Source organism: Chryseobacterium sp. CBTAP 102, assembly GCF_003201365.1.
GTDB lineage: Bacteria > Bacteroidota > Bacteroidia > Flavobacteriales > Weeksellaceae > Chryseobacterium > Chryseobacterium candidae.
On the sequence record NZ_QICX01000008.1, the window covers coordinates 1 to 12176 of the forward strand.

Here is a 12176-nt window from a genome sequence, read left to right on the forward strand (position 1 = left end):
CTCAACGGAAAAATCAGAAAATACACCAAAAACAAAATGTCTTTTCCTACAGATGATGCCGTCATGAAATCAGTGTATCTCGCTTTAAAAGAAGCTACTAAAAAATGGACAATGCCAATTCAAAATTGGGGTATTGTTCTTAACCAGTTTATGCTTATTTTTGAAGAAAGGCTCAGATTATAAAATCCAAGCCCTGACTTTTTAACTTACACACTTTGTGGGATAGTGTCTTTGAATTAAATTGTGGGATTAGTGATTGGTTATCATTTAATTGAATAACGATTGTCAAGCCTGTATCTAATCCTATAAATTTAAATATGATAAGGCAGATTTAGCGGCTATTTTTTTAAGCGCTAATTTTTCTAATTAAAACTTTTATATTCATGGGGAGTGATACCTGTTCTTTGCTTGAAAGTCTGATAAAATACTGTGGATATTTAAATCCTAATTCGTAAACAATCTGAGCAATGTATTTATCAAAATTGAAAATTCTTTCCTTGGTAACATCAATAATTTTATTCTGAATATATTCTTGTGCTGTTTTCCTGTTTCTTTCTTGATGAGATCACCAAAATAGTTGGCTGAAAAGTGTAATTAATCAACACGGTAAGCTACAGATCGAAGTCCAATAATATTAGGTTTTTCATGTGAAAAATAAACAATCCCATATACTTAACCTTAAGCCTATTCTCATTTTAAGCTTTCGTAATTTTACTTTTTGCATGATCTACATTTTATACAAAAGAGCAAAAATATAAAGATAATGTAAAAAAATTAAAACATCCACTATTTTCTTAACAGCTAGATTCTAAATTCATGTCCTTTTTGAGCACTTTTAGATTATTTTAGACCCTTATATTCAATGACTACATTAATTGCATTTGCTCCACCGATTTCATCCAGGTATTAAAATCTTCATGAGAAGGTATATTATATTTTTTTCTGATCCTGTGTTTGCGCAATTGTACCGCAGCAACAGAAACAAAAGTATAATTAGAGATCTCCTTAGTTGAAAAGTTCATAAAAGCCAATGCACAGAAAAAGAGTTCTGAATTTCTAACATGAGGATTTAATTGTTTCAGATTAGCCGTGAAAATTGGATACATTTCTTCAAACAGGATCAGAAACTCCGGGTTATTGTTTTTAGCCAAGGATATTAATTCATTAAATTGGTTTTGATAAGCTTTTTTATTTAATTCTTTTTTTTGGCCTTCCAATTCCCTATTTTTTTTAATAAGCTTTTCTTTTTCCACCAAAACATCTCTTTTTCTCTTATATATTTTTCTGTTCCTTAAATAGAGATAAGCTATAGCCAAAGTAGATAATCCTCCTATGAGAAAAAAAATAATTTTATTTTTCTTTTTTATTACTTTCTTTTCATTATCTTTTTCATCAAGAATTAAATTTACGGCTTTTTGTAATCCTTTATTATTTTCGTGGTTATACGTACTCAATTCATTCTTAAACTCATTCAGGTATTTCTGCTCATTTCTCCTATCATTTAACTTTCCATATATTTTATATATTTTTTCTTTAACCATCATTGAGCACTCCGTATCTTTAATATTAAAACTTGCCATGTCATTTAACGTCTTCTGATAATTAATTAAAGCCAGTGGATAGTTTTCTTTATAATAATAATAATCAGCTAATACCATGTATAATGTATATTTAAAGGAATATTTACCTTTTACTTTCTGAGAATCAAATGACTTATTAATAAAATAAAAAGCAGAATCCGTCTTTTTAAGCGCTAAACAGATATAAGCTTTCGCAATAAAAGTATCTATAGGCTTTGGCTTCAAAATTTCTTTATTAAGTTTTAGCGTTTTATTTATATATTCGTCAGCTTTTTTAAAATCCCCCTTCACTTCATAATAATTTGATAAATAAGCATAAACACGAGCTTTTATTTCTCGGGCATCATTTGTTTCATTGGAAGAAAGAATTTCAAGAATCTCATTGAGCTCTTTTAAATTAAGCTCATCAAGTCCTAAAGCTTCAAAATTATTTGATTTTACTTCTTTCAATCTTGCCCTTTTTATTGGATTATTTAGAATATTTTTTTTTTCAATATTCTTTATATATTCTAAACTTTTATCGAACATATCCAGGGTGTAAAGACAATCAGCCATCTGTAAATATGTTTCAAATAGCAACTCATTATCATTAATACTTTCTGCAAGTATACTTGCCTGTTTTGCATATTTGAGTGATTGAAGCCCATCCTTAAATTCATAATTAGCAGATAAAGACAATAAGGAATCTATTTTTTTGACTGCTCCAATTTGCGCATAGGAAATCCCTGACAGAAAAATTATAAAAGATAAAAATCTCATCATATATTCTGGTTGTTTTTATTCGTTTCTTGTTTGCAAAAGTAGCATTTTATAATCTAAAAACATTGTTGCAAAGAAATTAATCCTGAAAAACAAAATATGATTATCAGATACTTACGCTTTTGTAACATCTATGTAATACCTTATTTTTTCATCGTACAAAAAAAAAATAATTATTTGCAACACTAAATGAAAGCATATGAAAAAAATTAATTATTTTATAACGATCCTATTATCAGTTACAGTTTATTCACAGGTAGGAATAAATACAAGTAACCCACAAACAGTTTTTCATATTGATGGAAAAAAAGACAATCACCCAACAAATGTTCCATCAACTACACAACAAAAAAATGATGTTGTTGTGACCTCGTCCGGTAATATGGGGATAGGAACTATAAGTCCCTCTGCTAAAATACATATAATTAGTGACCAAACATATGGAGCTTTCCAAATGCAGGATGGAAGCCAGGGAACAGGAAGACTTTTAAGCAGTGATGAAAATGGAAAAGGCACATGGATTAATAATCCTTTGACACCAATTAAATTTAGTACTTATATTGGTGATGCTCAAACACCATACGATGTTCCAAGTGATACATATTTAAATACTTATATTGATCTCCCTAAAGGCAGATGGATAATTTATATCGGTCAATTATTTCTTTCTAATCAAACATCAGCTGCTAATAACACCTGGATTAGGATGACATTGAGCAGTAGCTCTACATCTAATGTGGAAAGTGGTTTTAATTTTTTATCATCAAAACTTGTTTCTGGCTGGTTAACTGTTAATAGTGCGGCTAATAACAGATATACTTTTTTAAGCGGAACAATTCCGGTTGAAATAAATGGTTCTTCTGTAACTCGTCTTTATTTAAGAACAAAAGACTATACCTCTATAGGTACTAATCCAATCCCCTCAACGCGTGGAAATTATGGTGAAAATTACTGTTACGCTGTACCTGCATACTAAGCAAAGTATTGTCAACGGCACAAATTATTCGAATCATATTTTCCCAAAAAGAATAAAAAGTGTTTTGATTTTCAGTTAGTTATAATTTTGTAACACCTATGTAACACCTTGTTTTTTCATCATATAAAAAAAAATATAAAGATTTGTAACTCTAAATAAAAGCATATGAAAAAAATTAATTATTTGATAATTACACTATTATCAGTTACAGTTTATTCACAGGTAGGAATCAATACAAGTAACCCACAAACAGTTTTCCATATTGATGGAAAAAAAGACAACCATCCCACAAATATTCCATCAACTACAGAAGAAAAAAATGATGTCGTTGTGACTGAAAACGGATACGTTGGGATAGGTATCATATCTCCATCACAAAACCTGGATGTAAATGGAAATGTAAGATTTAGAACCGTACCGGAAAGCAATTCAGTTGTGACTACAGATAAGATAATGGTATTACAGGAAGATGGTACTGCAAAGAAAGTAGATGTAAAATCACTTCAACCAGCAGAAAAATTTGCTTTGGATGACATTTACTCCGTAACTGCAACTTCTCCAGTATTAAGAAACATTGAAGGTACATGGACCACTGAACAAAAAATCAATAATATAGATATAGGAATGAGTCAACTAATTGTAATTCCTCCTAATACTTCAACAATGATTGCTGTAAATTATTCCGTCCCTCTAGGCATGGATGGCAACTCCCAATGTGCCAATAATGTATTAAATTATTATGGAATAAGATTCCTTAAAAATGGGGTTGAGAGACCTGCAGGCTCGAGAAAATTCTCTTTTCCAAATTTATCAACAAGTGCACAGGTCAGTACTGTTACAGCGTCATACACAGAGCAAATCGTTAATAATTCTACAAACTCATTAAATATAACATACAGTCTCAATGGATATCTTGAATTTAAATCAGGAACTATAACTTCTTCTCCATGCACAGTTAAATATAATATGGCTTCTGCTTCCGGCGAAAATTACAACTGGGGAAAATCTAATATGAGTGTACAGACATTCAAAAAACCATTATAAAAAATAATTTATAAACAAAATTTTAAAACTAAAACACATAAGATCATTATTTCAGACTTAAAAGAGTCATTCTTCAACTTGTGAAAACAAGCTTTTATAAAAACTACACAAACGATTCTAAGACAAAAAATGAAAAAAAATTTAACACGACTTGTTCTCCTTTTCAGCAGTATTACAACTTATTCCCAAATTGGGGTAAATACAGCAACTCCAAATGCAACCTTGGATGTAAGATCATCTGCCAATGATCTATCAAAAACAGATGGTATTATAGTGCCAAAGCTGACAGGAGATCAGCTAAAGCTTAAAGATAGCTTATATGGTACAGATCAAATAGGAACAATCATATATGCCACTACAGCGGTATTATCACCTACTGTAAAAACGGCTGCTGTTACGTCTCAGGGATTTTATTACTTTGATGGCAATAAATGGGTTAAAATACAAGCAGGTATACCAACTGGAGACCCAACGCCCGATGCTTTTATTGACGATCCCACCAATGCAATGGTTAAACTGGGAGCTTCTTCAAGTGGAAATACAAGAGCAACCGGGGCAGATTTTGTTGTAAAAGACAACGGCAATACAGGAATAGGAACTTCTTCTCCTTCACAAAAACTGGATGTCAACGGAATTGCAAAAGCTGATAAAGTTGCTATTGGTGCCAATTACACCTCTGCAGCCCTATATGTCAAAAATAATATTGCTGCAGAGCCCATATTAGGGCTTGCAAGTTCTGACAATATTTACAGAATGTATGTTCAAGATGGCGGTAATGTTGGAATAGGAACTTCTTCTCCTTCACAAAAACTGGATGTCAATGGAATTGCAAAAGCTGATAAAGTTGCTGTTGGTGCCAATTACACCTCTGCAGCCCTATATGTCAAAAATAATATTGCTGCAGAGCCCATATTGGGGCTTGCAAGTTCTGACAATATTTACAGAATGTATGTTCAAGATGGCGGTAATGTTGGAATTAATACGAATTCTCCTTCACAGAAACTGGATGTAGATGGAAATATACGATTAAGAAACGTTCCCGGAGCAACTAATCTGCAACCGACCGACCGCATAATGATATTATCTGATGATGGTACAGGAAAAAAAGTGAATGTTTCCACTCTCAAGTCAGATATTGATACCAACATTTACAACACAAATGGTACCCTTACCAGTGACAGAACTGTAAATCTTGATGGAAAAAATATGTTTTTTGAAGGTCCGTCTTCGACAATAGGAATTAGATCTAAAAATAGCAGTCCATCTGAAATTTACCTTCATATGGATAATAATGGAACAAACCTTCCTACCAATCAAATTGTTGGTAAGATTAATTTCAGTGGTAAAGTTGGAGGTTCCAATAAATATCTGGCGGGTATCAGAGCAACCTATGTGGGAAATGGTTCAAATACACTTGCGGATCTTCGTTTTTCTGTCAATGACGCCGATAATCAAAATATGGTTTTGAGCTCGGAAGGAAGATTGGGCATTGGTACGGGCAGTCCTCTCCAAAAACTAGATGTGATGGGAAATGCTAGAATTTCTGAAAAATTGGCAGTAGGTTCCAACTGGACAGGGGCCGGTTTGTCTGTGGTCAACAGTGTAGCATCCGAACCTATTTTAGTATTATCAAATGCATCCAATACCAAACAACTCACAGTCCAAAATAATGGAAATGTAGGAATTGGAGTATCTGCCCCGGATGAAAGACTAGATATAAACGGAACAGCAAAACTGAGAAATGTACCCAATGGCGATAGTGATGATAAAATTCTTGTAATCGCTAATGATGGTACAGTGAAGAAAAAAGGGCTCGATCTGCCGCCATCCCCATCTTTTGCATTGTATGCATCAAGTAATAGTTATGTTTGGAGAAATGCCGATAATGTTCATAGGGAATTGAATTTGAACGTGACAAATAAAATTTACTCCGCTTATATTGAAAGGATAGATAGCAATAAGTTCCGGGTGAAAAAAAATGGCATCTATAGTATAGAGGTTTGGGGCATGTTTGCCAATGTTCCATACAGTTCCGCTCCGGGATCCGGAAGAGGCTGTAGTATACAGTTAACGGTAGCAGGAAATGGATTTCAGCAGATAGGAGACCGATGGAGTGAAGGAGCAGCAACGGCTAATTTCACAAAAACAGTAATTTTAAATCAGGGGCAAGTAATATCAACCGAATCCATATGTGTAAGAGAAGGTAACCAGCGATACCAGACAGCGCCAGGTTCTTCAATTTTTGTGACTTATATGCCTTTGTAAAGGCTTTGATTATCTGGAAGGGACAATTTCAGAAAAATCAAAATGCACCTTAGAATTATAACAACAATATTTTCTTACTAATAATACGAATGATGGAGAATTTTTGCAGAGGTAGAATAGAAATATCCCGCCTCTGCAATAATTTTTCATTAAATTAAAATTTATGGACACTGAGACAAGTTCCTGTATAGTATATATACTTAATTCATAAATTTTTCCATACTTCTGTCAGTCCATATATCAATAAAAACGACTAAATATTATTATGAATTTTAAAAACATACATATTGGAAAACTTATTCAATTAAGAGTTACTGAAAGCGAGATAGAAATGTCCCGTATCTGTAATTTTTTAAAGTGTACAGAAGCTGAGATAGAAAAAATGTACTATCAGAAAGGCTTAGACTCTGAACTCCTTTTACGCTGGAGTAAATTGTTAGATTATGATTTTTTCAGGCTGTATACACAGCACCTCATATTATATTCTCCTCATTCCAATCAAAACATCAATAGGGCTTTAAAGAAAAATAGTAACGCCTTACCTCTTTTAAGAAAGAACATATACACCAGTGAACTGATCTTGTTTATTCTGGAATTAATAGAAACAAAAAAGAAAACAAAACTTCAGATCATTAATGAATATGGTATTCCTAAAACAACTTTATATAAATGGATGGAAAAGTACAAAATATAATATCAGCTCCCAACTACCAGAAGATTTATAAGGATCTAATTCAGCAAAAATTTCCTGATAAGTTTGATCTATGCAAAAGTCTTTTACAAAAGGAATCTTTCTGCACACTAGATGTCATTTCTTTAAACAAAATCATTTTTGAAACAAGAGATAAAGATACAGAGTCATTTGATCAAAAGCACCGTTGCTATGATGAAAAAAGTATATTTAAAATTTTGCATCATCAAAAAAGACTCAATCTAAACAATAGCCAGATTGCCAGTATTTATAAACTTAGCAGAAATACTATTGCGAAATGGAAAAAACTATATCATATCAAAATATAATCTATAATCCCTCAAAATTGAGCAGGGTATTCCTGCTCAAATTGACCACCAAAAGTATCTTCTCCGCAATCCATGCGGTAATGTTTTTTCCTGTTTTACTTTTAATAACACCTTAGATAATTAGGGTGAAGATTGAGCGCACTAGCATAGTATTGTACCCGAAAAGCTAGATCTGCTTTTCCCGAACTCAGATCACGATAATGCTGCTCTAAGATTCTTTTAAAAGAAATAACAATCTGAGAACTGTGATTTCCTTCGTATATAGGGTTATAATCTATCCAGATTACTGCAATTCAATCAATCAGGAAATTACTGATCAGAATTTTAAAATGTTCTTTTCTTGCGGATCAGAAAATTTTGAAAATATTCCTACAAGCTCCAGTTCTTTTGAAACAAACAGCTGGGTAAATAATAATATCACATGGACGGCTTCTGATTCCCGAACCGATCAAACAATTAATAGTAAAGCAATTGTTATCAGAAATGGTAGTCTTACGAGTTCTATTATTATAGGAGGAATTAAAAGTCTTACTGTCACTACACAATTAAAATTTTCAGGAAATCCGGGAAACCTAATTCTGCAAATTAATGATATCCAGGTTGGGACAATACCTTTTAATTCCGAAGTTGTGACAACAACACTTGATAATATAAATATCGCAGGAAATATCATTATTAGGCTTGTAAATCCTAATACGGGGCAAAGAGTTGCTATTGATGATCTTTCCTGGTCATGCTATTCAAATTTGGGAATTAATGAAATTGGTAAGGTGGTTCAGCTTTCAATTTATCCTAATCCAATTAAAAATGGTGAATATCTGTATCTTAATAAAAAGGTAAATGAAGTTCTTATTTATAATAGTGAAGGGAGACTGATTAAGAAATCAAACTTAAGAAGCAATTCAATATTAATAGATAATCTACTGAAGGGTATGTATTTTCTTAAAGCAGAAAATACGACACATAAATTTATAGTTAATTAATTATTTGAATTGTAATCTTTAAGACAAAAAATCCATCTCTAAAATTATTGAGATGGATTTTTATAAGTTTATTTTTAACTTAAAAAGAAAAAACTGTTCAGATTTTAGAAATCCTGCCGTTAAGCTGTTCAGATTTTAGAAATCCTGTTTTTTCTTTGTTAAAAGTAAGCATATTTTTTTAAAAAAATAAATATTAATGGAAAATATAACTTTTTGGCGTTATCAGATTATCAATACAGGAACAATGGAAACTCCTTTTTATGGAGTACATGAAGTTTATTTCAACGAAAAAACTGGAAAAGTTATTATGTGGACAGAAGATCCAGTTGCTTTAGATAATTACGAAGATCCAGAAGAATTAAGAAGTGATTTGGAAAAGATTTTATCGGATATTAAAAAACAACCAATTTTATTAGAAGCCGACCTTAAAAAGAATTTGCTGTGAATTGGTTTTTGACTAATTCAAATTAGTGAAAAATTTACTTTTAAATAGTGATGTGTTATTTATAAATGATATTTCGAAAGAAACTTATTTTATCAAAGTTGAAAATAGTTCATATAAACTCGTCGTTGAGTAGTTTTTTTATTTCATTATCAATTAGTAACTTTGTGAAGCCCTAATTGTGAAATGAATTATCCGCCGTTTTTATTTATAAAAATTGTTTAATTAGAAATATAGCAGGTAAATCCTAAAATAAATGTGATGTCATATCATAAGTATATTTTGAATATACCATTTTTAGGGACTGCTCTTAATAAAGCTCCTAAATTTAGGAGCTTTTGTATTATGAAAATTTTTCAGTCGTCACTTCCTCAGACTTCTCGTTTCTTCAAAACGCTTGTCATTCGTTGCTTCTTTGTTCAAAATTTTCTTTCATATACCCCTCTTTATTATATTAGACCCGCTTCTTATAGGAAGTTTTTTATATATACCAAACTAAATTTTGAGAAAATACTAATGTAAATATGATGTCGCATTATAAGTACGGTTTTCCGTAATATTTCCAAGCCTTATATATTTACTTTTATTGCATGGATATTAAAGAAGTTATTTTCAGGCTTTTTTAAGAGAGGATTAAATCAGAAACAAATTTCTGAAAAATTGATTTAACTTGAGATAAAATCAATGCCGGATTGTAATCTGTAAGAGCTAGAGGAAGAATTGGAGAGAGTAAAGGGTATGTGAATGAAACAATTTCTAAGTTTTAAATGTTTATAGGGATCTAACAAAGGCTCTGGAAGAAATTTATAAACCACTGGGACTGGCTAGGGCAATTTTACCACTATGCAAAAATTCTTGATAATCATACAAATAAAGAAACAAACAAGATGGCAGTTAAAAAATAATATTTGCGTAAATAGATTGCGTAGTAAGGGCGTATTTTTGAATTAAATAAATTAATAATCTACCTAATATCCCCACAAAATGACAGACAAAGATAAAATTGAAACACTTTTTGAAATTGCTTCAACTGATTTGCCCATTATTAAAAATCATTTAGATGTTATTGTAAAAACTTTAGCTGATTTAATCCAATTATATAAAAATGAAATAAATCCTGACCTTGATTTTGGTGAAGCTTATATTGAAACTTTAAATATCAAAATTTTATTAGCAACAAATACCGCATTACAATTGGCAAATGGTCAAAATCTAAAAGTGCTAGACAAAGAAATTCAAGTTATAGATATTTCATCATTATACGTTGTTGCGAGAACCATTATTGAATGTTTTCTTACAATTGAATATCTGTTTATAAATGATATCTTGCAAGCTGAAAGAGATTTTCGATTTAAGTTATGGAAAATAGCGGGTTATATGATGAGACAACAGGCTATAAACGATTCAAATAAAATTCATTCTGCAAAGATAGAATCAGAAAAAGAAGAAATTGATAAACTAAAAAAAGATGTAAAAGAGTCAGAATTTTACTCCCAATTATCAAAACAAGAAATTTGGAAATTGGATGCTTTTGGAATTCCGAGAACATTAAGTTGGTCAAAATTACTTAATAAAAGTAGTATTAATAATAATTTACTCGATGGCTATTACAAACTATATTCAAACTACGCTCATTCTGAATTCGTTTCCATAATGCAGTTAAAACAAATGAACCTAAATACAACAAGTCCAGTAGCAATAGATAATCTAACTTATACTTTAAATAATATTAGAATTATTAATTGCGTTGTAATAAACTTGTTTTTACAAAAGTTTGACCAATCTAAAGAAATCTATGAGAGGTTTGATGCTAAAACAAAATATATCATTGACTTCTGGAATTCTTTCGCAACAAAGTAAAAATAATTATAGAATATGATTATTTTTAATTGCAAAGAAAAAATTCCAAAACTGATTCAAAAGCGATTAGTACAGAATATTATGTGAAATACATAGATAGAAAATATTATGAATTTTTAGAAATCAAATTAAATAATTTGAAAACATGCAAAATTATGGAGAAAACTGAAAAACAAATTAGACACGAATCTTTAGTTGAATTTCTTTCAAACTTTAGTCAATATAAAAGTGAGGGAAAACCAAGATTTAAAAAACAGAAAGACTCAATAATACACTCAAAATTATGTAAAATTGACACAAACGATATAAATGGAGCTGTTATGGTTTTTGTTGACACTCTAAATCTTTATGGTGGCTCAAATGCAGATGTAAATCTATATGAATTGCTTCAAGCATATTTACAAGTTCCTGATTACAGAGAAAAATTCAATAATTTAGTATCGGAAGCTAAAAGTTTTAAAAAAGAAAATAAATAAAAACTGCCGAAAACAGTGTATTAGCAATATGCGGAATTAATTACAAAGTTGAAATATTTGTAATATTTATCTGTCTCTACTTTACATATTGTTTTTTTATTTAATTTAATGAATCCGAAGAAAGTATCGGCTTAGCTCACTCTGAATTGAATTTTCAGATAAGTTCAGTCCGCACTTCATCAATTAATTACAACCAATTAAAAACCGTGAAAATAAAACAAAAACAACTTCAACAATTTGCTTTTTTAAACAAGTATCTTGAAGATGATAACGAAGAATTTTTAGAGTTAATTGCACCACAAATTGGATTTATAGTGTTTGACTTTAACTTGCTCGAAGAAAGGTTGACTTCTTTCATTTGTCAAATAATTAATTATAATAATGATGCAAAAGGATTAATTATCACACATAATATGACTTATGCATCCAAAGTAGATTTATTTGATAGGTACTCAAGCTATACGCAACATATACTTAATAAAAACATTGAATCTCATAAAAAATTTATTGAAGATTTGAAAGAAAGTGGTAGACTTAGAAATATGGTTGTTCACGCCGAATGGAATACCGTTGATGAAGAAAATTACACATTTGTAAAATTAAGAACTACAAAAAACGGTTTAGTACAAGAGTTTGCACAACTTGATTATGATTCTCTAATTGATGTGAGAAATAAAATTATAGAAACTCATAATTATTTTGATGATTACGAAGAATTTTATTCACAAATAACAACAATATAATTTTGGAGTCTGAATAATAGCTGTAACA

11 protein-coding genes and 1 pseudogene are annotated in these 12176 nt (G+C 30.6%); 11 read left to right on the plus strand and 1 reads right to left on the minus strand.

Annotated elements, in window-relative coordinates:
• Positions 1-183 (plus strand): annotated as a pseudogene (locus C8D70_RS12360) (IS256 family transposase); the annotation flags it as partial.
• Between the two features lie 683 nt (positions 184-866).
• Here the strand turns inward: C8D70_RS12360 and C8D70_RS12370 are convergent.
• Entirely contained in the window at positions 867-2342 is a 1476-nt protein-coding gene (locus C8D70_RS12370) for a tetratricopeptide repeat protein (protein WP_146212884.1), read from the minus strand.
• A gap of 196 nt (positions 2343-2538) precedes the next feature.
• On the opposite strand from C8D70_RS12370, the gene C8D70_RS12375 reads away from it, so the two are divergent.
• From C8D70_RS12375 to C8D70_RS12420, 10 genes are all read left to right on the plus strand, one after another.
• Positions 2539-3315: a hypothetical protein gene (locus C8D70_RS12375; protein ID WP_110367513.1), complete on the plus strand. Its 777-nt coding sequence runs from the start codon at positions 2539-2541 to the stop codon at positions 3313-3315.
• Positions 3316-3480: 165 nt separating this feature from the next.
• Positions 3481-4359, plus strand: a complete 879-nt coding sequence (locus C8D70_RS12380; RefSeq protein WP_110367514.1) for a hypothetical protein — start codon at positions 3481-3483, stop codon at positions 4357-4359.
• A gap of 129 nt (positions 4360-4488) precedes the next feature.
• Positions 4489-6624 carry a hypothetical protein gene (locus tag C8D70_RS12385; protein ID WP_110367515.1) on the plus strand — a complete coding sequence of 712 codons (2136 nt, stop codon included), beginning with the start codon at positions 4489-4491 and terminating at the stop codon, positions 6622-6624.
• Between the two features lie 265 nt (positions 6625-6889).
• Positions 6890-7318, plus strand: a complete 429-nt coding sequence (locus tag C8D70_RS12390) for a transposase (protein WP_110367516.1) — start codon at positions 6890-6892, stop codon at positions 7316-7318.
• On the plus strand, positions 7294-7644 hold the full coding sequence (locus C8D70_RS12395) for a helix-turn-helix domain-containing protein (protein ID WP_228408023.1): 351 nt from the start codon (positions 7294-7296) through the stop codon (positions 7642-7644). Before C8D70_RS12390 ends, C8D70_RS12395 begins: the two co-directional genes overlap by 25 nt.
• 329 nt (positions 7645-7973) lie before the next feature.
• The gene (locus C8D70_RS12400) at positions 7974-8627 is read left to right on the plus strand and encodes a T9SS type A sorting domain-containing protein (protein WP_110367517.1); all 654 of its coding nucleotides are present in this window, start codon (positions 7974-7976) and stop codon (positions 8625-8627) included.
• Between the two features lie 196 nt (positions 8628-8823).
• The gene (locus tag C8D70_RS12405) at positions 8824-9072 is read left to right on the plus strand and encodes a hypothetical protein (protein WP_110367518.1); all 249 of its coding nucleotides are present in this window, start codon (positions 8824-8826) and stop codon (positions 9070-9072) included.
• A 981-nt stretch (positions 9073-10053) separates the two neighbouring features.
• Complete coding sequence (locus C8D70_RS12410) at positions 10054-10929, plus strand: DUF5677 domain-containing protein (RefSeq protein WP_068942029.1); 876 nt, start codon at positions 10054-10056, stop codon at positions 10927-10929.
• A 155-nt stretch (positions 10930-11084) separates the two neighbouring features.
• Positions 11085-11405 carry a hypothetical protein gene (locus tag C8D70_RS12415; RefSeq protein ID WP_068942031.1) on the plus strand — a complete coding sequence of 107 codons (321 nt, stop codon included), beginning with the start codon at positions 11085-11087 and terminating at the stop codon, positions 11403-11405.
• A gap of 206 nt (positions 11406-11611) precedes the next feature.
• Positions 11612-12148 (plus strand): hypothetical protein, encoded by a 537-nt coding sequence (locus C8D70_RS12420; RefSeq protein WP_110367520.1) that lies wholly within the window; start codon positions 11612-11614, stop codon positions 12146-12148.
• Positions 12149-12176 lie beyond the last annotated feature (28 nt).

Bases quoted from the DNA above. Each gene is read 5' to 3' on its own strand.
- C8D70_RS12400 (WP_110367517.1), top strand. From the start codon at position 7,974: ATGTTCTTTTCTTGCGGATCAGAAAATTTTGAAAATATTCCTACAAGC.
- C8D70_RS12380 (WP_110367514.1), top strand. From the start codon at position 3,481: ATGAAAAAAATTAATTATTTGATAATTACACTATTATCAGTTACAGTT.
- C8D70_RS12385 (WP_110367515.1), top strand. From the start codon at position 4,489: ATGAAAAAAAATTTAACACGACTTGTTCTCCTTTTCAGCAGTATTACA.
- C8D70_RS12390 (WP_110367516.1), top strand. From the start codon at position 6,890: ATGAATTTTAAAAACATACATATTGGAAAACTTATTCAATTAAGAGTT.
- C8D70_RS12395 (WP_228408023.1), top strand. From the start codon at position 7,294: ATGGATGGAAAAGTACAAAATATAATATCAGCTCCCAACTACCAGAAG.
- C8D70_RS12415 (WP_068942031.1), top strand. From the start codon at position 11,085: ATGGAGAAAACTGAAAAACAAATTAGACACGAATCTTTAGTTGAATTT.
- C8D70_RS12375 (WP_110367513.1), top strand. From the start codon at position 2,539: ATGAAAAAAATTAATTATTTTATAACGATCCTATTATCAGTTACAGTT.
- C8D70_RS12405 (WP_110367518.1), top strand. From the start codon at position 8,824: ATGGAAAATATAACTTTTTGGCGTTATCAGATTATCAATACAGGAACA.
- C8D70_RS12370 (WP_146212884.1), bottom strand. From the start codon at position 2,342: ATGATGAGATTTTTATCTTTTATAATTTTTCTGTCAGGGATTTCCTAT.
- C8D70_RS12410 (WP_068942029.1), top strand. From the start codon at position 10,054: ATGACAGACAAAGATAAAATTGAAACACTTTTTGAAATTGCTTCAACT.